This is a genomic window from Paenibacillus diazotrophicus (assembly GCF_042610465.1).
In genome coordinates, this window is sequence record NZ_JBGJZN010000001.1 from 1,743,497 (window position 1) to 1,763,574 (window position 20,078).

18 protein-coding genes are annotated in these 20,078 nt (G+C 49.1%); 2 read left to right on the forward strand and 16 right to left on the reverse strand.

The window, feature by feature from the left end:
- Window positions 1-65: 65 nt before the first annotated feature.
- The 10 genes from ACAN54_RS07880 to ACAN54_RS07925 all read right to left on the reverse strand — a co-directional run bounded on the left by ACAN54_RS07880 (window position 66) and on the right by ACAN54_RS07925 (window position 12,128).
- Window positions 66-473, reverse strand: a complete 408-nt coding sequence (locus tag ACAN54_RS07880) for a MerR family transcriptional regulator (RefSeq protein WP_379152747.1) — start codon at window positions 471-473, stop codon at window positions 66-68.
- A 37-nt stretch (window positions 474-510) separates the two neighbouring features.
- A complete protein-coding gene (locus tag ACAN54_RS07885) occupies window positions 511-1,818 on the reverse strand; it encodes a hypothetical protein (protein WP_379152749.1) in 1,308 nt (435 codons plus the stop codon).
- Between the two features lie 20 nt (window positions 1,819-1,838).
- Window positions 1,839-2,927 (reverse strand): DUF58 domain-containing protein, encoded by a 1,089-nt coding sequence (locus ACAN54_RS07890; RefSeq protein ID WP_379152751.1) that lies wholly within the window; start codon window positions 2,925-2,927, stop codon window positions 1,839-1,841.
- A gap of 3 nt (window positions 2,928-2,930) precedes the next feature.
- Window positions 2,931-3,908, reverse strand: coding sequence for an AAA family ATPase (locus tag ACAN54_RS07895; protein WP_379154153.1), 978 nt, complete (start codon window positions 3,906-3,908; stop codon window positions 2,931-2,933).
- Window positions 3,909-4,002: 94 nt separating this feature from the next.
- A complete protein-coding gene (locus tag ACAN54_RS07900; protein WP_379152753.1) occupies window positions 4,003-5,097 on the reverse strand; it encodes a GerAB/ArcD/ProY family transporter in 1,095 nt (364 codons plus the stop codon).
- Between the two features lie 21 nt (window positions 5,098-5,118).
- A complete protein-coding gene (locus ACAN54_RS07905) occupies window positions 5,119-6,282 on the reverse strand; it encodes a Ger(x)C family spore germination protein (RefSeq protein WP_379152755.1) in 1,164 nt (387 codons plus the stop codon).
- Window positions 6,279-7,709, reverse strand: coding sequence for a spore germination protein (locus ACAN54_RS07910; protein WP_379154155.1), 1,431 nt, complete (start codon window positions 7,707-7,709; stop codon window positions 6,279-6,281). The genes ACAN54_RS07905 and ACAN54_RS07910 overlap by 4 nt, the downstream gene beginning before the upstream one ends.
- A gap of 157 nt (window positions 7,710-7,866) precedes the next feature.
- Window positions 7,867-8,847 carry an aldo/keto reductase gene (locus ACAN54_RS07915; RefSeq protein WP_379152757.1) on the reverse strand — a complete coding sequence of 327 codons (981 nt, stop codon included), beginning with the start codon at window positions 8,845-8,847 and terminating at the stop codon, window positions 7,867-7,869.
- 134 nt (window positions 8,848-8,981) lie between these two features.
- Window positions 8,982-10,274: a right-handed parallel beta-helix repeat-containing protein gene (locus ACAN54_RS07920; protein ID WP_379154157.1), complete on the reverse strand. Its 1,293-nt coding sequence runs from the start codon at window positions 10,272-10,274 to the stop codon at window positions 8,982-8,984.
- A 993-nt stretch (window positions 10,275-11,267) separates the two neighbouring features.
- Window positions 11,268-12,128 (reverse strand): DUF421 domain-containing protein, encoded by an 861-nt coding sequence (locus ACAN54_RS07925; RefSeq protein ID WP_379152759.1) that lies wholly within the window; start codon window positions 12,126-12,128, stop codon window positions 11,268-11,270.
- A 171-nt stretch (window positions 12,129-12,299) separates the two neighbouring features.
- Between ACAN54_RS07925 and ACAN54_RS07930 the strand changes: the two genes are divergently transcribed.
- Complete coding sequence (locus ACAN54_RS07930) at window positions 12,300-12,506, forward strand: DUF1657 domain-containing protein (protein ID WP_379152761.1); 207 nt, start codon at window positions 12,300-12,302, stop codon at window positions 12,504-12,506.
- A 310-nt stretch (window positions 12,507-12,816) separates the two neighbouring features.
- Here ACAN54_RS07930 and ACAN54_RS07935 read toward each other — a convergent pair whose 3' ends face one another.
- Window positions 12,817-13,881, reverse strand: coding sequence for a Gfo/Idh/MocA family protein (locus tag ACAN54_RS07935; protein ID WP_379152763.1), 1,065 nt, complete (start codon window positions 13,879-13,881; stop codon window positions 12,817-12,819).
- A 23-nt stretch (window positions 13,882-13,904) separates the two neighbouring features.
- A complete protein-coding gene (locus ACAN54_RS07940; RefSeq protein WP_379152765.1) occupies window positions 13,905-14,792 on the reverse strand; it encodes a sugar phosphate isomerase/epimerase family protein in 888 nt (295 codons plus the stop codon).
- A 124-nt stretch (window positions 14,793-14,916) separates the two neighbouring features.
- Between ACAN54_RS07940 and ACAN54_RS07945 the strand changes: the two genes are divergently transcribed.
- Window positions 14,917-15,804 carry a helix-turn-helix transcriptional regulator gene (locus ACAN54_RS07945; protein WP_379152767.1) on the forward strand — a complete coding sequence of 296 codons (888 nt, stop codon included), beginning with the start codon at window positions 14,917-14,919 and terminating at the stop codon, window positions 15,802-15,804.
- A gap of 140 nt (window positions 15,805-15,944) precedes the next feature.
- Here the strand turns inward: ACAN54_RS07945 and ACAN54_RS07950 are convergent, their stop codons facing one another.
- The 4 genes from ACAN54_RS07950 to ACAN54_RS07965 are packed head-to-tail and all read right to left on the reverse strand — an operon-like array spanning window position 15,945 to window position 20,045.
- Complete coding sequence (locus ACAN54_RS07950; protein ID WP_379152769.1) at window positions 15,945-17,048, reverse strand: Gfo/Idh/MocA family protein; 1,104 nt, start codon at window positions 17,046-17,048, stop codon at window positions 15,945-15,947.
- An 18-nt stretch (window positions 17,049-17,066) separates the two neighbouring features.
- Window positions 17,067-17,795 (reverse strand): ThuA domain-containing protein, encoded by a 729-nt coding sequence (locus ACAN54_RS07955; protein WP_379152771.1) that lies wholly within the window; start codon window positions 17,793-17,795, stop codon window positions 17,067-17,069.
- A gap of 40 nt (window positions 17,796-17,835) precedes the next feature.
- On the reverse strand, window positions 17,836-18,996 hold the full coding sequence (locus ACAN54_RS07960; RefSeq protein WP_379152773.1) for a Gfo/Idh/MocA family protein: 1,161 nt from the start codon (window positions 18,994-18,996) through the stop codon (window positions 17,836-17,838).
- Entirely contained in the window at window positions 18,993-20,045 is a 1,053-nt protein-coding gene (locus tag ACAN54_RS07965) for a LacI family DNA-binding transcriptional regulator (protein WP_379154159.1), read from the reverse strand. Before ACAN54_RS07965 ends, ACAN54_RS07960 begins: the two co-directional genes overlap by 4 nt.
- Window positions 20,046-20,078 lie beyond the last annotated feature (33 nt).

Genomic DNA, 20,078 nt, shown 5'->3' on the forward strand with positions numbered 1-20,078 from the left:
CCTGTATCAGGGTACAGAGTCAAGCAGGATCAGAAGCGCAAAACCTATGAACGCCTCCCGAATTTTTATGTATCCATTCTAAGAATTTGCAGGGTTTCCTTCACACCGGGATGATGTTCCGCAGATTCAAGGTTTAATTTCAGATTCTGCAGAAGCAGTCTGGTACCCTCACGTTTGGCAATTTCCAGATCCACAGCAATCATCTTCCGCTCAATGGCCATAATGAAATCTGTAATGCCTATACTTCCTTCCTCCGACTTAGCCAGTGCTTTTTTGATTTCACGCAGCGTGAATCCGCAATTCTTGGCATTCTGTATAAAAATGATCCGGGTGAGTGCCTCCTCTGTATACTTGCGATAACCCGAGACCGTCCGCTGCGGCTGGGGAAGCAAGCCGTGCTTCTCATAGTACCGGAGCGTTTCAATATTGACTTTCGCTGCCTTTGCCAGTTCTCCACGTAAATAGGTAACCATGGACTCTCTCTTCCTCCCGTTGCTGTTTCTGAAACGGCTATAACTTCAGCTTTTCCTTCAGCTTTAGTACTTCTGCTTCCGAAGGTTCAGTCTCCCCATATCTGGCCTGATTATAGAACTGGAGAAGCTGATCGGAAGTGGCGTCAGCAGTAATTGTTGAATGTCTATGCTGGCTTTTCTGGCTCACACTCCACTTTTCAACATCTTTCAGAGTCTCCTGAGGGGTAAGATAGCTCCTCTGCAAGTAACCTTGAGCACGTTTGTTCTTCAGCCAGTGGCGGTATAGCCAGCGGGTCTGCTCACGCCCTCCGTTCAAACCTTCCCAGCGGTCCCGCCTGGAAGCAGAAGTTGTACGGTTCCGCCAGTACTCTCTTACGCCTTGAACCGTCTTCTCCCAGGTGAAAATACTTTTTTCTTCATCTTGATATGCGGTATTGGTCGATGGTGATTCTCTGCGGAGTAAGGCTAACACAGAGTCGATGAGTCTTCGCCACACTCCACTTGTATTGCGGTATAACCATCGTAGGCCCAAATACAATATTATGATCAACACCGCTGCTCCAATGGCATAAAAAGCAACATTCAGAATTATCGCCAGCAGTCCAGGCTCATGAGTATCGCCTGGGGGCATATCAGGCATTACAGGTGGCGGAGCATCCAGCTCCGGCGCCGGCTCATCGGAGTCGGAGAACAGCCGGCTCACCCAGCCGAAGAAGACCTTCACGGCACGCCAAATTAATAGTCCCAATACTCTGCCTGCCCCCGCTGCAAGTAGCGCCGCCACTGCAATGAACAAAAGAACAAACAAGCGGTTATGCCGGCGAATCCCTCCCGGAAGAGGAGAACCGGCTCCTGTGAATGAGCTGTAATGCAAGTGACTAGTGTTAGAATCCAAGAGGGCCAGAATTAGACAGAGACTGCCGCTCCAGGTCAATTCTGTAACACTTGGCTGAAGCAGTGGAATACGATCGAAAGCAATTACAGCTACAAAATATACTGCAAGCCCAGCTATATATATGCTAATCCTGTTGCTACGGCTCCCGGCAGTTATGCCAAGATAGGCTGATATCATAGCACCTGCATATAATGGGATTTCTTCTAATGAAAATGATCCTGATAAGATTCCAGCCAGCACACCAAGCAGAAGTGCTGCCAAGAGCTGCTTCCACTTCCGGTCGCAGAACTGATGAAGCGTCCCTCCCGCCATGGATATGAGCGGCAGGGTATAGATCCATGGCAGCAACGCAGAACCGGACTGCAAATACTTCTGTAACACGATCCATACAGGGAGGAACAGCAGCCATTCTACAATACATGTCAGGTAGAGCTGCAATGTATATTTCAAGTGTTTTGGAGCTTGCAGCCTCATACAATCTCCCTCCCTTCCACAGGAATTTGCAGCCACTCTACACCATTCCCGGATAGTCTTAGCTGTTCGGCTGCCTGCTGAAGTTCAGGACCGAGGTGACAGGAAATAATGAGGTAATCTGAGTCGGTGTTTCCTTTCTCCGCTTCCTGCTCCAGCAATCTGCTCATTGGCATTGTCCGATCCAGCTGCAGCCTTGCCAGTAATCCTAGAATGTCATCCAGCCGTCCCATAGGTTCAGCATCTACCGGATCATTCGCACCGCCTCCATCCAGCCTTCCGTTACTGAGGAAGCCGGTTTCGATACCATGTCCAATGGCATAATCTGCTACCGTAGCGACATAACGAATGCCAAGCTCAATCCGCTCCACATCCGTGACGGTTCTCCACATGGAATCGCTGATCTCCATGTTTAGGCAGATCACAAGCCTTGAAGCAGCCGTAAATTCCTTTTGGTGAACCTGCATCCGGCCGGTACGGGCTGTGGCTTTCCAGTTCAATGACCCCAGCGAATCGCCAGGATTGTATTCACGTGTGCCTGCTGTAAGAAATGGGTCCTGAACAATCCAACGCTTGACAGGGAGCTCACCCAGCCAGCTGTGTACAGGAAGAGGCAGCTCGTACAAGTCCACCAACATAGGAAAAACCATAAGTTCAAGCTGTAAGGGGAAGGTTTGGGTGCTGCGGCTAAGTCCGAACAAATCCCCAGTGATCATGGTAGCCGTATCCAGACGGAACAGCCCGCGCTGTAGACAGCGGACCTTGTGTGTACGTTTGATATGGCGGAAAGCCCGTAGGTAGAATAGGCTCAAATGGTTCTGATAGATTTCACCACTGCTGATGCCCAGATTCTCCTGACTTCCGAATTCGAGCCCCCGGGCGATGCTGGACTCCAGACGAAGCCAGGGCAGCGGCAGCAGCTTGCCATTGCTGATCTCTTCCACCATCTCGACTGTTTCTCCCTCAAACACCGCATCAGAAGAGAAATAACGGGTATAATTCACCTTCTTCAGAGCATTTCGCTGATAAACCGCGGAGATGAACAGCATCAGCAGTAGCGTGCTGATGATAAACCAGGGCAGTGTCATGATTTAGTCCACCCTTCCACCTCTGGCGGCCGTTAAAGGCTCAGCGGGAACCTCAACCTCACGTAGTACTTGCTGCACAAGCTCTGCCGCCTGTCCTTCACGGGAACCGGGGCCGCGCTGCATCAGCAGACGGTGGGCAAGCACAGGTATCGCTACTGCCTTGATGTCATCGGGCAGTACATAATCCCTTTCCCGGAGGAGTGCGTACCCCTGGGCAGCACGAAGCAGCGCGAAGCTCGCACGGGGGCTTGCGCCTAGTCTGACTGCAGGAGCTTTGCGAGTCGCTTCAATAATGCTAATCATATAACCCAGAAGATCATCACTGACTGTAACATCTGCGGCAAGCCTCTGCAGTTCTTGAATATCACGTCCGGTAGCTACAGCTACTGTATCCTGCAAAGGATTATTCCCGCGGAATCTTTGAAGAATATGAACTCCCTCTTCATAGGTTGGATAACCTGTGGTGACCCTCATCAGGAACCGGTCCAGTTGTGCTTCCGGCAGCGGGAAGGTTCCCTGGCTGTCCACTGGATTCTGTGTAGCAATGACAAGAAAAGGCGCTTCCAGCTCATGAGTCAGACCATCAATGGTAATCTGCCGTTCCTCCATGCATTCCAGCAGGCTGGATTGGGTCCGAGGAGTTGCACGGTTAATCTCATCCGCTAAGAGAATGCTGGCGAAGACGGGACCAGGACGGAACTGAAACTCGCCTGTTTTCTGATTATAATAATTGATTCCGCTAAGATCCGAAGGCAGCAGATCTGGAGTGAACTGGATGCGCTTGAAGGAGCAGTCCAGCGAGCGTGCCAATGTTTTGGCGAGTAATGTTTTACCCGTACCCGGCACATCCTCCAGTAGTACATGTCCGTTCGCCAGCAGGGCGGTCAAGAGCAGATCTACCCCTTCATCTTTGCCGACAATAACTTTAGCCAGATTGACTCTTATTGCTTGTATTAGTGCGTTCGCTTCCTGAAGCATCATGAAGAATAACACCATCCGTTCCATATTTAGGTATGTGTTAAAGCTTAATCATACCAGAAAGCGCATCCAATTTATAATAGATAAGTCGCTGCGGTTATTTGACAGCCGGACTGATCTTGGAACGGATGACTGCAACGATGTAGTAATAGACTGGGATGCACTCGACGAATAGCCACAGGTAGATGGTCAGATTAGCGTTGAAATCTCTATAGTATATTATTGTATTATTAATGGAATACAAATAAGCTATGATCATGGAACAACCCATTAACAGAGGAACCATATACTTCCGCCCTTTTTGATGGGTCAGGTACATAGCGCATTTGGCAGATATATACATCAAAAATGATCCGTGAATGAACATTGAAGCCGACCAGATCCCAATGAGGATAGGGTCCATATTCCCGAGAATATTGTGATGCGAGGAACTGCGGATCATATCCAGAAAAGGATATTGCAGCTCACTGCCCAAGTGCGGGCCAAAATTCAGCATGGTCAGCACCCATGCAGATAATATGATGAATAGGAGGCATATCCCGGTTACAGCCAGGTTTTTTAGCATCTTGATCCCGATTTTAAACTCCGGTGCCACGAAGAGAAATACGACCCATTCCGCTAACCATGACATTGTTGAAATAGAATCATTGATGGCAAGGCCGGGATCATGATAATGCAGGAAGGCCGGTAACATCGAGAAATCCGCATATGGAATAAATAAATAGACGGATAAAAGAATAGCAGCGAAAAAAATCAAAAAAATTCCATCCGCCATACAGATAATTGTAGACAATCCTAGAGTCGCACAGTACATGATTACGAGTCCTATGACGGTTATTATGAAAATCGGCGAGGTTCCCCTCATATAATTAGAGCCAAAAAACAGGACAAAGTTCTCAATATCTAAAGCAGTATAATAAATACACCAGCATAACAGCATCAGCACCATCAGCCTGTGTACCCATTTCCCCATAATCTCATTGCCAAATTCAATCCATCCCTGGTCTTTTCTCAGGCAGCCTACCTGCATAGTAAAGAACAGAATGATCAGGCTCAGAAATCCGCCGCCGATGAGCGCAATCCATCCTTGATAACCAGAAGTATCCACGAGTACAGGAATCAGGAAAATAGTGGTCTGGGAACTCAGATAAACCAGGCTGAATCTGAACAACTGCCATTTCGATGTGTGCATAAAATCTCCTTTGACTATTCTTTATTTTCCCGAACCAACATCCTGAATCTGAAAGGTTACTTGTACCTTAATTTGTGCCTCATGCGCATAATAATCTGCCCAGTGTTCCCTGAGCTTTTTCCATAGGTCCGGATAATTCCATTCCAGCTGCATGCCCAATTGCAGTACATCCGTTCCCGCCTCCTGTGTAGCACGGATAGAATCGGAAACCTCTTTCATTACCCTATCCTGAATCTTCTCCAGCATAACGTAGCTAAGTAAGATCGCCTTCCGGCCTTGTGAGTCTTTGAAGTTAGTGATGCTTATTTTCCCCTTCAGCTTTACATAGAAAACCGGTTCTCCATCTATTAATTTGGAGCTTATCGATGATTTGTTGCTTAAGAACAGTGCGGTTGCTCGACCCGGATCGTCTCCATCCCAGCTAACCGTATACTCGGGCAGAGCTAGTTGTCCCGCCAAGTTTCCCGCTGCCCAGGCAAGTGCCCTGCCCTCCCTAAATTGCAAAGTAGCCCGCATCTTGCCATCCTGAAACAGCGCAACTCCCTGAATGCCTGCCCAATGTAAAGATTCGCCCTTGTCCGATTGGCCACTCTTATGTCCAAATGAGAGATAATTCATGGCATAGCCCATATTCGAGGACTCTGCCAGCAAGCAGTCTCTAATTGTAGTTGCATACAGAAGGTTCTCCTCCGAAAAATTCATCAGCACCTGGTCGGGCAACTGCTCAAATATAGCCGATAGCTGGGCTACTTCCTTCGCTTTGCCTGGAGCCGTCATCATATATGTTCCAAGCGGGATTTCAGGCTGACGCTTGAACCATTGCAGAGCCTCCTCTATCCCCTGACTGGCGTATTCCTTCCCCAGCACAACCACCTTGATATGAGAGATTTCCAGCCTGCGGGACAAGTCTTTTTGAATTAAAATAACAGCATCCGTAATGTTTGCAGCCGTCTTAGTTACCATAGAATAGGATTTGCCGTCTCCGCCCCCCGATTGTGTGCTGGAGAGCAGACGGTTGGGCAAAGGCGAGCTGATCGAAACTTCAACCGTTCCCGGTTCTTTTCCCACATCAATATAGAGACCAAATATAAAGATGAGTTCATCCAGTTCAATTTTGGATCCGCAGCCAGCCAGATTCAGGAGCAGTACAACGCTCAGAACCAGCTTAAAGAGCTTCATTTTCATTTCTGCCTCTTTTCATTTTTAGTGTTCGTGAACGAAGTGCTTCTTTTCGTCATAAAAGGAGAAGGCACACGAAGCAATGTGTCCTTCCAATCCTGGAAGACAAGTGGGGCAATCGGCTGCAGGTAAGGAGTGCCGAAAGATCTAAGATTCGCCAGATGTGCGTAAATTACAAATGCTGCGACAAATACGCCAAGCAGCCCCATCGTTCCGCCGAGAATCAGCAGCACAAAGCGGAGTAGTCGAAATGTTAAACCCAGCTCAAGATGGGGAATAATATAAGATGCGATGCCTGTAATAGAAACAACGATAACCATGGGAGCCGATACAATCCCAGCCTGGACAGCAGCCTGTCCGATTACAATCCCGCCAATAATGGATACAGTTTGTCCTACAGGCTTGGGGATCCGGGTGCCGGCCTCTCTAAGCGCTTCGAACGTAAGCTCCATAATCAAGGCCTCCGTCAAGGCGGAGAACGGAATATTCTCCCTCGCAGCAGCAATGGTAATCAGCAGATCTGAGGGGATGATCTGACTGTGAAAAGTTGTGATAGCCACGTATAAGGACGGCAGCAGGATAGATATCATGGAGAAAAAGAATCGGACCAATCGAATCCAGCTTCCTGCATAGAAGTTCTGATAATAGTCTTCAGAGGATTGCAGCAAAGAAAAAAAGGTTACCGGTGTCAGTAAAGCTGAAGGTGTCCCGTCCTGCAGCAAGCCCAACCGTCCTTCCATTAGAGAAGCCGCAACCGAGTCCGGACGCTCTGTATACTGAAATAAAGGAAAGGGTGAATACTGGCCCTTCTCTATTTGCTCTGCTACATTGCTTATGCCAAGCGCAGAGTCCACTGTGATGTCCCTCAGCTTTTTCGTGAACTCATCCACAATTTCCGGCTTGCACAGCCCTTCAATGTAGACCAGATACACATCTGTTTTCGTATACCTGCCGATAGAGAAATGCAGGGTCTTCAAATCTGCATGTTTGATCTTATGTCGTAGCAAAGACAGGTTCGTCTGCACATCCTCGATAAAGGCCTCCTGAGGCCCTATAACCACCAGCTCATTCTGCGATTCGGAGACCGCTCTTTTCTGATAATGCGTAATCTCAAAATAATAAACATAAGGAAGACCCTCAATCGAGAGCACTGCTTTGCCGCCTACGATGAGCTCTACCGCACGATCCAACTTATAAGCTCTGATATAAGGAATGGCAAAAGCAGAACCGTGATCCAGCCGTTCCAAAAATCGTGCCCAATCCGGCTCGGCATTCGCCTCCGCCTTAAGTGGTGTGGAGACAAATTCCTGCAGGCTGAGCGTATCTACAATAGAAGGAATATAGATCAGCATACAGGCATGTCCGTATATATTAATGGATTGATATACTGCATCACTGCAGTCCGTAAGCTGCTCTTTAATAGCCTCCAGCATACTTTTCTCTGCCACCTGTAATACCTCCTTGAGATTCCGCTGGGAATTGAATGTAGTATGCCAATAAATTGGAATACTATACTAAAAAAACAGAGCAGCAACTCTCCAAAATGTCCGGAGAATCGCTGCTCTGTTGTCTTTTTAGGAATTACCGTATTCAGCTGAACCCTACTACCGGATGCGGAATGTACGGTTCTTCCAACCGCTTCACCTCAGCCGGTGTCAGCCGGATCGAGACCGCTGCTGCAGCATCCTCTAAATGCTCCATCTTCGTGGCTCCTACAATCGGTGCCGTCACCGGCTTCTTCTGCAATACCCACGCGAGTGCTACCTGGGCCCGCGGAATTCCGCGTTCTTCTGCGATTTCCTTGACTTTTAGCGCGACAGTACGATCCGCTTCTTCGGTTCTGGAGTACAAGTACTTACCGAATTCATCGGATGCTGACCGGGTGCTGGTCTCCTCCCATTCACGGGTGAGACGTCCTCTGGCAAGCGGACTCCAGGGAATTACACCGATGCCTTCCGCTTCACAAAGCGGCAGCATCTCCCGTTCCTCTTCACGGTAGAGCAAATTCACATAATTCTGCATGGATACGAACCGGGTCCAACCATGGCGTTCAGCGACATGTAGCGCCTTCAGGAATTGCCAGGAATACATAGAGGAAGCTCCGATGTAACGGGCCTTACCCGCCTTAACCACATCATGCAGGGCCTCCATGGTTTCCTCGATCGGCGTGGCCGGGTCCCACCGGTGGATTTGGTACAGATCTACATAATCCGTTCCCAGCCGCTTCAGGCTATGGTCAATTTCACTCATAATTGCTTTACGGGATAGTCCCCCACCGTTAGGTCCCGGACGCATGGTTCCATGTACCTTGGTTGCAAGTACAATCTCGTCACGTGCAGCGAAATCTTTTAGCGCTCTGCCGACAATCTCCTCACTGGTTCCATCGGAATACACATTAGCTGTGTCAAAGAAGTTAATGCCGAGATCCAGCGCCTTTTGAATAAAGGGTCTGCTCATCTCCTCATTTAGCGTCCAGGAATGATTTCCCCGTTCCGGAATTCCGTAACTCATACATCCCAGACAAATTCTTGAGACCTCAAGTCCGGTAGAACCAAGCTTCACATATTCCATAATTGACAGCAGCCTCCCTATTAGAAAATATATAAATCCCAATCCACTATAGTATACCGCTGTCAACGGCAATAGAAAAACGAGGTCCGATCGTATATCTCAGTCAGAGCGACGTTGTAAGCCCAGACTTTCACCTATTTATTGGTGGCACCAATATTGGTACCACTTGGTGTACCGGAACCAATCAGATCGCTGCCGGCGGCCAGCTTCAGGAAATTCCCAAGGCTGAAGGAGCCATCTGTATTCCGGACGACGGAAGGAGTCAGACTTAAGAAATCAGTGCTGCTGGCCACAAGACCCTTAGCATTGGTACTGGCGCTGCTCTTCCACCAGACATTGGTGCTGGAAACATCGGTCCCACTTGTTTTATCGCTGGAGGTTCCGGCAAAGCTTAGGTTATTCGTAAATATATGAGTACCAGCATCAAAAGCGAAGTTGCTCGCCCCATTGCTCCAGGAAGTATTATTAGTTAATTGAATCGAACCTGGATTGCTGTTATAAGTAAAACCGTGTTTCTTATTCTGGAAGGCAACATTGTTCGTTACAATATGGTTGACCGCGATAGAATCTCCACCCAGCTTAAAGCCGTTACCATCACTGCTCGTGGTTGTGTTGCCATCCGAAGTTTGGCCATTTTTGTACGCGATACTGTTCTTGATCGTTACAATGCCAATAGGACCGGTATCTGATTTGGTATATAGATCCCACCCATCATCCGTATTCCAGGCAGAGATGCATTTATCGAATACGTTGCCGGGTCCGAGGGTCAGTTTGGCGGCGAAACCGTCCGCATCTTCACCGTTATCCGGGTCGAAATTATCATGAGAATAGACACCGATGATCTGGTTGTAACTTGGCCAATCGCTCATGCTGGATGCTGTAGAGGCGTAGCGGCTGATTTGCAGCCCGGAGTCCCGGTTATGGTGAGTCTCGACATTCTCAATAAGATTATAGTTCCCTCCGATGAAAATCCCATTATCACCGGCTCCTTTGACCTCCAGACCTTTTACAGACCAATAATGGCCGAAGATTTGCAGCCCGCGCTCAGTGGAAGCAAAGCTTTCACCGGAGAAATCAAGCACAGGCTTTTCACTTCCATATGCAGCAATATTCTTGCGAGAGCCGGATGTACCGCTATTATCCCGCTCAATGGTTACCGGTGATGAGAAGGAATACGTGCCGCCCCGCAAATAGATGGTTCCGCCTGCAGCAATTTTGGTCACTGCCGATCCAAGAGTGGTCGGGCTGCCTATGGTTCCCGGGTTGCTGGCTGTACCATCTGGTGCTACATACAGTGCACCCGAAACCGGGGTTGCTGTTGGAGTGACCGTTGGAGTTGCGGTAGGCGCTACTGTTGCTGTTGGTGAAGGCGTTGATGTAGGTATTGGTGTTTTTGTAGGGGCCGCTGTCGGACTAGCTGTCGGCACTGCAGTTGCTGTAGCAGTTGGGGCAGCTGTCGGAATTGCATTGGTACCGCTTACAATAACGTTATCGAACTTGGCAGCAGTCTTGTATGCAATTAATCCAATTCCTCCAGATGTCAAAATGTTATCGTGTGCATTTAATTGCAGCACATTATTCACATACATATTAAGCGAGTCTCCGCTCATTTCAAGCTTCACAGAATACACTGTTCCTGTTGTGATAGCATAATCAGTCTTCGCTGCTAGTGTAGTGCTTGCACCACCCGATTTTTTGCGGATTTCGAGTGTGCCGCCGTTCGAGTTGGATATGGAAGCAGCATAATAGTTATTTCCATCCGTATAACGCCCGCATACATAAGTACGGTTACTGCCGTTAAAATTATCGACCTTAACATCAGCCTGGACGCTATAGTCGCTCCATGTACTGCTGCCTGCGGAGGTGCGCCCTTCAGAGCTGCTGGACTGATAATATACATGAGAGCTGCCATCCTGTACCACAGACCACGTGCCTGTAGTATTATTCCAATTGCCGGCATTGCCAGACTCAAAATCATCACTGAAGATGCTTGCTGCCTGTGCGGAAGGGATGCCCCATTGCAAACCGCCAAAAGCCAGTACTGCAGAAAGCCCAATCCATGCGGTAAAGGCAAATCTCTTTTTTATTTTCACGTTAACATTTACCTCCAGAGTATTTTGTATTTTCAGAGCCTGTTGCAGCTGTTGCATTCTTACATTCCCATTGCTTCCTTACGAACCACAGATGTATTGTCGATCGCACTCCTCCTTGACCGATGACATGCAGATTGCTGCAAAATTCTTTTTTTTGCAGAAGTCAACCTACTATCCACTATAAGTAAATATTTGTAATTGTACAGAGATTTTTTTAGGCATAATATTACAAATATGTGAATTAACATGCCTTTCAGGCAAAAAAAGAACCGTCTGAACAATTTGTTAGACGGATCTTATTGATGTGTTATCCCAATACCACTGGGCTCAGCTTTGGACAAATGGCTTCAGCTTCTGCAGAAGATTCTGCAGCTGTTCGGAACACTGCCCATACATCTTCTTCGCCTGTTCATTGTTAGTAGACAAGCTGAACAACTCCAAATCCGCCTCACACTTCTTAAGCAGTGCATAGAGCTGTGGTTTTTCCTGAGTCTTAGGAACCTCTACACCGTCCGCGTACAAGTCCACGGTAAGTTCTCCATACGAATCCACCTGTCCCAGAAATACATTTTCCGGGGTCAGGTTAAGCTTTTCCAACTGACCTTGTAGCCAGCCGCGTGTCAATCCTAGAGTATCCAGCGGTTCATCCATAATAACCCCATCCATAATTACGGCTTGAGTCGCCTGCTCCGGGGCTACCTTTACCCCAAGATGCTTGGGTGTAAGAGGCTGGTTCTCACGGGTAAGCAGAACGTTTATCGCCCCATCCGACTCCATAATGGCAAATTCTACGTCGGCAACCTTGAAGACATCTTTTTTCCGCAGCTCCTCCAATAATTCGTCGGTCGACAGCCTTTCTTTTTTCATATTCTCCTCAAGGATTTTACCGTCCTTGATGAGCACAGTCGATTTGAAATCAATGAAATCTCTGGCCTTTTTGCTCTTGATCTGCAGATATTCAATTCCCAGTGAGAAAGCAACCCAGACCATCAGTGCTATAATCCCCAAATGCCAAGTCTTGTCGGTATCCAACGAGATATACGCAGCAATACTGCCCACAGTAATCCCTGTGATATATTCGAAGAACGAGAGCTGAGATACCTGCCTTTTACCAAGCAGCTTCGTCAAAAAGAAGAGCATGACCACAGCAAAAAAAGTGCGCCATACAACCTCAAACCATTCCGGCATTTTTTGTAGCCTCCCATTAACCTGTATTCATATCATTAACATTCATTATTTGTCATACGGTGCGGGAATAACCATAAAATATTTTCTAATCGTACGGGAGAGTATACATTCCAGCACCTCGGCAAATAATATTTCGCGAACCGCACCGCCATCCAAAGGAGGAATAATGAAATGACTGTAGCCTCACAAGTTAAAACCTGTGTCTCCTCTTTGAAGAGTGCCCAGGCCAGCCTGGAACAATTCGCCATGGAAACTCAGAATAAAGAAGCTAAGACCCTGTTCACCAATGCAGCTCAACAGACGCAGCAGATTGTAGATCAGGTAGAATCACGCGTGACTGAACTGGAGAATGAGGAACCTCAATATAAAGGTTTTTAGTTCCTTCTACAGAACTTTACCAAAGAGGCTGACTCAGCAGAGAATATCTGCAGTCAGCCTCTTCATCATTTATTTAGTCTTTCGCCATTCACATCCCACGTATTTCCGTCAGCCTCCCAAGACTTGACCGCATCCACAATCAAAGAGACGAACCCGAGCTTACCTTCCTGATATAACCAAATGGATATTTGTGACTTTCGGCGATAAATACTTAGCCTGAAACAGCAAAAAAACGCTTTGGACAGAAATATGCTCCTGCTCAAAGCGTCAAATTCCCCTTTTATTCCTAGTAAAAAACTGGATTCTTCAGCTATTGTCGCTGCATGTTCATTTCACTACTACGCATAAAGCTGGACAGGTCTACTTTCTTTCCCGTCCGGGAACTCTCCAGTGCTCCGAACACCATGGCCATGCTGTAGCAGTTGTCACGGCAGTCCGTCTCAGCCGGGCGGCCTTCTGCCAGAGCCAGGAACATCTCCTCAAGACATCCCTGATGGAAGGTTTCCTTCATCTCGACAGCTATACCTTCTACGCGTTCATAATCACGAATAAATTTACCATCCGCAACACTTTCCTGAACCTTCTCGGCGTAGGGCATTCCTTCGCCGTCCCAGACGGCAGTTCCTTTGTCACCCTGAACCCGCCATGAGGCTTCCCATGAAGTTGGGGCGCCTTCAGCGCACCAGGAGCCCTGATAACTGAAGACCGAGCCGTCCGACATTTCAAAGATACATACTGCGGAAGCATTCCCAGCATACCAGGACCCGGGAGGATTGAATTCCTGACAGTACACCGTAACGGGGTCTGCACCGCTGATGTAACGGGCCTGATCAAAGGTGTGTATCGCCATATCGAGAAGAAGCGGGCTTTCCATGATATCCCGGAACCCTCCAAAATGCGGTGCCAGAAAAAAACTCGCTCCGATATAGCCAATCCGGCCGATATTGCCCCCTTCTATCAGTTGGCGAAGGGAGCGTATACGGGGATCATACCGCCGGTTCTGCATGACGGCATGGCTGCGTCCGGACCGTTCTGCTAAATCCACAATGGCGTTACACTGCTCCATCGTCTCAGCCAGCGGCTTCTCGCTGAACACATCGCATTGACGTTCAAGCGCTGTGCTGGCAACCGAATAATGGCTGCCGGGAACGGTTACATCAAAGACGAGATTGGCATCAGTAATATCTATGGCTTCAGCAATATCGGTGAATACCGGACAATTAAGTCCATGCTTTTTGGCCATATCTGCTGCTGCTTCGAGCCGTATATCCACAAGTGCGACAATACTTACATCAGAACGCTTCATAGCATAACTAATCCATTCATTAGCCATTCCTCCGCAGCCGGCGACGGCTACACGGTATATTGCAGTCATATATGCTTCCCCGCTTTCTGCTATTAGACCGGATTAGGGATGAAGCTCCCACCGCGGCAATGTTTCAAATAATTCAGCGCATGGACCTGACCGGTCATTTCCAGCTCATCCCGGTATACGGGATCATGCCACCCTTCAATGTCGATGGTGCCCTTGTAACCAGCCTGCCGCAGAATGGTGATTACATCCGTCCAATTGGTGTCACCGAAACCCGGAGTCCGGTGCCATACATAAGGCTTGGGACCATGAATGCCATACTCTTTGACGACATCCCAAGCGATTGTTGCGTCTTTGCCATGTACATGGAATATTTTGTCCGTCCATTTACGCAGTTGTGGAATCGGATCGATCAGCGCAACCATTTGATGGCAGGGCTCCCACTCCAGACCGAGGTTGTCTGCCGGAACGGCGTTGAACATTTTCTCCCAGGCTATAGGATTGTGGGCAATATTCCAATCCCCCGACTGCCAGTTTCCATCCATGGAGCAATTCTCAAAAGCTATCCGCAGTCCTTTGTCAGCAGCTCGTTTTGATAGTTCACCGAATACTTCTGCAAATTTCGGTATCGATTCGTCAATTGTCTGCCCGGTCAGTCTGCCTGTGAATCCGGAGACCATATCTGTACCGAATAAATGGGCATGATCAATCAGACGTTCCCAGCTCGCCAGGGTGTCGGCATTGCCGCCCGTTCCCGTCAACGGATTCCCGAAGATTCCCACAGAGGAAATGACAAAATGATGTTCAGCGGCCAGTTCACGAACCCGTGCTGCGGTCTCCACCAGATCTGTTTCACCTGTAGTCTGCCAGAACGTCAGGCTGAAGGATTCAAAACCATGCTTAACGATTTGGGGAATCACACGGACGGCATCCGGCGCCCCGACAAGTGTTCCGATTCTAATGTCTTCGTGCATCTTGTATACCACTCCAATATTGGTTTATAGTAAGTTCAGCAATCCAAGTATATAGCGCATTTGTAGCGAAATCTCTTCTTATCTTGTGCATAAATAGCTGAATATTGTGGGAGTTGATGTGATTGTGACCTATCCAAAGGAACTGAAGGAATATCCTCAGCTTGAAGAAAAAACCTACCCGTTCCGCTTGTTTTTCAATCAATGCCTGGATGCCAAGACTGAGCAGAACATTCTTTTTTTACACTGGCATGAGCATTTCGAGATCATTGTGATGCAGCAAGGCAGAGCCATCTTTCATATTGACAGCAAACCTTATGAAGCCGGGCCGGGTGATGTGATTCTAGTGCCTTCCGGGGGTCTCCATGTCGGTTACAGCTTGATCAGCGGAGATATTGCTTTTGTGTCCATAGTGTTCCATGGTTCCTTGTTCAAGGACCGGAATCAGGATTCGCAGCATGAACTATATGTAGCCCCTTATTTGAATAACTTGTATCATCTCCCTGTCAAGCCTGTAGAACAGAACCCTGTATGCAGCAGCTATTACCCTTTGCTTAACGCGATCATTCAAGAGGTTCAGGAGGAGGGACCGGCATTTCAATTGGTGGTCAAAAATCAGCTGCATCTGTTCTTAATCTTGCTCTCGCGGACTTTTCCGCCCCTGCAACTATCAGAACGGTATCACAGGGAACGCCACTCCATTAACCAGGAACGCTTCAAACCCCTGCTTGAATATCTGGAACAGCATTATGACGACAAAATAACCATTGAGTCTGCAGCCAGATTCGTGAATCTCAATCCATACCATTTCTGTAAAACCTTCAAAAAGCTGACCGGACGCACCTTTATCGATTATGTGAACCTCTGCCGGGTAGAAGAAGCGGAACGGTTACTACTGGAAACGGACTTCACGGTAACGGAAATCGCCGGCAAAGTCGGCTGCGATAATCCTAACTATTTTACGAAACTGTACAAACAGTATAAGGGGATTACACCCTCAGGCGCGAGAAAGTAGGGTTAGCTAATCTCACCAAAGTCTTGTTCATGTGATATCGGCTCTTGTTCCTATATCCGGGTGGCTCTAACGCTTCACTTCATGTAAAAAAACACCGTTCATGATCTGTGAACGGTGTTTTACTGGTACTATCAACTCTATTAATCGAGTGTATAAGGTGCAAGTCCTTGAGGAAGAGGTGCCGGACGAACACAAGTGCTCTCCATCTTATAGAAACACTGCGAATCAGAGGAATCATGAAAAGCCCACATGGCTTCCAGTACATGATAAGCTAATTCGCCGCTGGCACGGTGAGGGCGTCCGCTGCGGATAGCATAGGCCATATCTGCAGGACCGATCCCGCGGGTATTCTGATCGTAGCCTGGAAGAAGCGGCTGTTCTTGCCAGTCACTTTCACCCGTCTTGCGGTATCTGACTTTACCTCCGAACGTGTTCGGATCAGGTACCTGCAATGTTCCTTCTGTGCCGTAGATCTCTATCGGCGGTAATTCACTGCCGCCAAACACATCAAAACTGGTGATCAGCGTAGCGATCGCACCGCTGCTGAATTGCAGCGTTCCGGCAACATGAGTTGGAATGTCGACCGGAATCTTTTGTCCGGCCTTTTTCTCGCTCGTTATGGTACGTTCCTCCATCGCCTTTCCAGTCATGCCGGCTACCATGCGGATAGGCCCAAGGAGCTGCACGAGGGCGGTTAAATAATACGGACCCATATCGAACATAGGCCCACCTCCCGCAGCATAGTAGAATTCCGGATCGGGATGCCAATGCTCATGCCCTCTGCCTAACATGAATGATGTCGCCGCAACCGGGCGGCCAATGACACCTTCCTCAATCAGCATTAGTGCTGTCTGAATCCCGGCTCCCAGGAAGGTTTCCGGGGCGCTGCCAACCAGCAGACCTTTGGCATCAGCCACTTCCAGCACCTTGCGCCCTTCCTCTCTTGTAACCGTGAGCGGCTTCTCGACATAGACATGCTTGCCGGCTTCTAGCGCCCGCAGACTGATATCAGCATGTGCCGCAGGGATGGTTAAGTTGATTATAATCTCAATTTCAGGATCTTCCAGAAGTTGGTCAACCGTATACACGAGAGGAATTCCGTACTTAGCTGCCTGCTCTGCTGCTCTGTCCCGGTCCATGTCCGCACAGGCTGCAAGATCCAGAATCTCGAACTTCTGGCAATTCTCCATATAGATGCTGCTTATCTTGCCGCAACCGATGATGCCAACCTTTACTTTATCCATGTCCTGTTCGCTCCCGCCCTATAATTGGCTGTCCGCCATGCCGCTGTATTCGGCACCTTCCGTTTGTCCGGCACTCCCTGCTGCTTCTGCTTTGCCATCTCCCGCCCATAGCAGTCCTCTACGCATCAATTCTTGTACAGGAGGAAGCTCTACAATATCCGCGTGGTGGCCGAGCGAATTGTAATATACACGCCCCTGACCCCAGCGTTTGGTCCAGACTACCGGCATATCAACTGCTTTGTTCGCTGCGTGCGGCCCTTGCACAACCGGGAATCTTGTTGTCGCAAGCACTTCCACGGCCGGATCAATATGCAGATAATATTGCTCGGATGTGACTTCGAAATCCTCAATACCTGCCGTCAGCGGACTGGAGCTTTGACTGATCTCCACCTTATACTGGACTCCATCATTGCCTGGGTGGGCAACCCATTGACCACCTGTCATGAACTGCCAATCTACATTGGTCCGGAAAGAGTCGCACATTCCACCATGACAGCCCGCCAGCCCAGTCCCATTCTGTACGGCTGCCGATACGTTGTTGACCAGATCCTGTGAGATTTCCCCCATCGTCCAGACCGGTACGATCAGATCCAGCCCCAGCAGCTTCTCCTTATCAGCGAATGCTTCCAATGTATTTGCAACTTCTACCTCATACTGCGCTTCACGAAGAATATACGCAAAAACTCCGGCAACCTGCTCCGGCTCATGTCCATCCCAACCGCCCCATACGATTAGTGCTTTTTTCATCATTGTCACTCCTTCTCCACAACCATAGATTTAAGTATCCTTACATTTCGGACAGTTCTACCCATCGCCGTTCCTGCACCGAACGCTCCACTGCTTCCAGTACCGCCTGGCATTTCACCCCATCATGAAAATTCGGCACAGGCTGTCGGCCTTCGGCTACCGCTGAAGACAACTCCAGAAATTCGTGAATAAATGTATGTTCAAAACCAATGGTATGACCCGGCGGCCACCAGGCCTCCGCATAATCATGAGCCGGATCGGTGGCGAGAATCCGCCGGAATCCTTGCACATCCTCCTCGTCAGAGGTCAGATACACTTCCAGTTCATTCATCCGTTCAAAATCAAATTTCACACTTCCGAGACTGCCGTTGATCTCAAAGGAATTGGTAGAGCGGTGTCCAGCAGCAAAGCGTGTAGCCTCAAAGCTGCCTATGGCACCGTTTGCAAAACGCGCCAGGAACAACGTAGCATCATCTACAGTAACAGGACCTCTTGGGGCACCCGCACTTGCTTTGGCACTAAGACCTGTCATTTCTGCCGCCAATGGCCGTTCCTTGATAAAGGTCTCGCTCATTCCGATAACCTCTTTCAAATCCCCAACCAGATAATGAGCAAGATCGATCAGATGGGCCCCGAGATCGCCATGCGAACCCGAACCAGCAATCTCCTTTTGCAGCCTCCATACCAGCGGGAATTCGGGATCCAGAATCCAGTCTTGCAGAAACCATGCGCGGAAATGATAAATTTGGCCCAGCCGTCCGCTTTCTACCAGCCGTTTGGCCAGCCGCACAGCCGGTGAAAACCGGTAATTGAAGCCCACCATATGCATAACGCCGGCTGCCTCAGCCGCCTTCAGCATTTCACGGGAATCCGCAAGCGTCAGTGCCAGAGGCTTCTCGCAAAAGATATGCTTGCCTGCTTTCGCAGCAGCCAGCGCAATCTCTTTGTGAGCATCACTGGGGGCGTTGATATCGATCCAATCAATATCGTCACGGCTAACAAGTTCTCTCCAATCCGTTACAGTCTCTTGCCAGCCTAGCTGCTCAGCAGCTTCCTTCAGTGCCCCGGCATTCCGTCCGCATAGTACAGACATCTCCGGCTTTAGAGCCTTGGGGAAGAACATCGGCAGACTGCGGTAGGCGTTGCTGTGGGCCTTGCCCATAAACTTGTATCCAATCATTCCGATGCGAAGCTGTTTCATTGAATCCCTCCTGATCTTAATGATGAATCACGAACAACAAGCTTGGTTGGAAGCTTCACGCGGATCATGCTATTCCCGAGATCCACGCCTCCGCTCTCCTGAAGTTCAAGTACTTTAGCTGCAGCAATTTCCCCCAGCTGATAAAAAGGGACCCGGACGCTGCTGAGGGCCGGGGATGTGAGCTCGGCGGCATCCGAATCGTCATATCCGACGATCGCAGGCATCCGGTCTATGGTAACCCCTAATTCCCGCAGGCCTTGCTGTAGTCCAATGGCCATCCGATCATTAGCTACTGCCACTGCATCGATATGCTCAAGCTGAGCCCATATGGCCTTCGCGGCAGCCATTCCGCTTCTTCTGCTGAAATTCCCTTCGAACATAAGCGAGGGGTCCGCCTGAATCCCCTCCTGCTGCAGCGCCCGTAAATACCCTTCCAGCCGGTCACGGCTGTTTGAATATGCCTGAGGACCATTTAGGAAACCTATACGTGTGAAGCCTTGCTGCAGCAGATGCTTCACCGCAAGCTGGCAGCCTTCGACGTGGTCGGCATCCACCTCATGGAAGGATTCGCCTTCATAATGCTGGTTAATCAGGCAGTAGGGATGCCCCTCCTTCTTCAGCTGCCGGAGTGCTTCCAGCTCTCCAGCCTCCTCTTTGGCACCCAGCACTATGCAGGCATCTACCTTGCGCATCCGGAAAAGCCCACAATAATCCAGCGGCTCATCGGCATCACGGAAGATCATCAGCAGATCATAGCCCTCTTCTCTTGCCCGGCTCCCGATTCCGCTTAGAATTTCGGAGAAGTAGTAAGCGGAGAACAGCCGGGCTTTGGGCAGATAAGGCATGACTACACCCAGATTCCCGCTGCGCCTGCGGGCAAAGCTGCGGGCAAGTGAGCTTGGCGTATAGCCCAATTCACGTGCTGCTGCAATCACACGTTCCTTGGTCTTCTCCTTCAGCGGACCGACATTGTTCAGCACACGGGAGACCGTCGCTTCTGAAACACCGGCACGCTCGGCAACCTCTTTGCGGCTTGCTATAGCAATCATCCTTTCATGAAGTCTATCCAAATGTACACGCGT

Coding starts and splice junctions, on each gene's coding strand:
- ACAN54_RS07915 (WP_379152757.1), bottom strand. CDS start 8,847: ATGGAATATGTGAAGCTTGGTTCTACCGGACTTGAGGTCTCAAGAATT.
- ACAN54_RS07925 (WP_379152759.1), bottom strand. CDS start 12,128: ATGCCGGAATGGTTTGAGGTTGTATGGCGCACTTTTTTTGCTGTGGTC.
- ACAN54_RS07940 (WP_379152765.1), bottom strand. CDS start 14,792: ATGCACGAAGACATTAGAATCGGAACACTTGTCGGGGCGCCGGATGCC.
- ACAN54_RS07880 (WP_379152747.1), bottom strand. CDS start 473: ATGGTTACCTATTTACGTGGAGAACTGGCAAAGGCAGCGAAAGTCAAT.
- ACAN54_RS07955 (WP_379152771.1), bottom strand. CDS start 17,795: ATGAAAAAAGCACTAATCGTATGGGGCGGTTGGGATGGACATGAGCCG.
- ACAN54_RS07890 (WP_379152751.1), bottom strand. CDS start 2,927: ATGACACTGCCCTGGTTTATCATCAGCACGCTACTGCTGATGCTGTTC.
- ACAN54_RS07950 (WP_379152769.1), bottom strand. CDS start 17,048: ATGGATAAAGTAAAGGTTGGCATCATCGGTTGCGGCAAGATAAGCAGC.
- ACAN54_RS07965 (WP_379154159.1), bottom strand. CDS start 20,045: ATGATTGCTATAGCAAGCCGCAAAGAGGTTGCCGAGCGTGCCGGTGTT.
- ACAN54_RS07895 (WP_379154153.1), bottom strand. CDS start 3,908: ATGATGCTTCAGGAAGCGAACGCACTAATACAAGCAATAAGAGTCAAT.
- ACAN54_RS07900 (WP_379152753.1), bottom strand. CDS start 5,097: ATGCACACATCGAAATGGCAGTTGTTCAGATTCAGCCTGGTTTATCTG.
- ACAN54_RS07910 (WP_379154155.1), bottom strand. CDS start 7,709: ATGCTGGAGGCTATTAAAGAGCAGCTTACGGACTGCAGTGATGCAGTA.
- ACAN54_RS07905 (WP_379152755.1), bottom strand. CDS start 6,282: ATGAAAATGAAGCTCTTTAAGCTGGTTCTGAGCGTTGTACTGCTCCTG.
- ACAN54_RS07935 (WP_379152763.1), bottom strand. CDS start 13,881: ATGACTGCAATATACCGTGTAGCCGTCGCCGGCTGCGGAGGAATGGCT.
- ACAN54_RS07930 (WP_379152761.1), top strand. CDS start 12,300: ATGACTGTAGCCTCACAAGTTAAAACCTGTGTCTCCTCTTTGAAGAGT.
- ACAN54_RS07960 (WP_379152773.1), bottom strand. CDS start 18,996: ATGAAACAGCTTCGCATCGGAATGATTGGATACAAGTTTATGGGCAAG.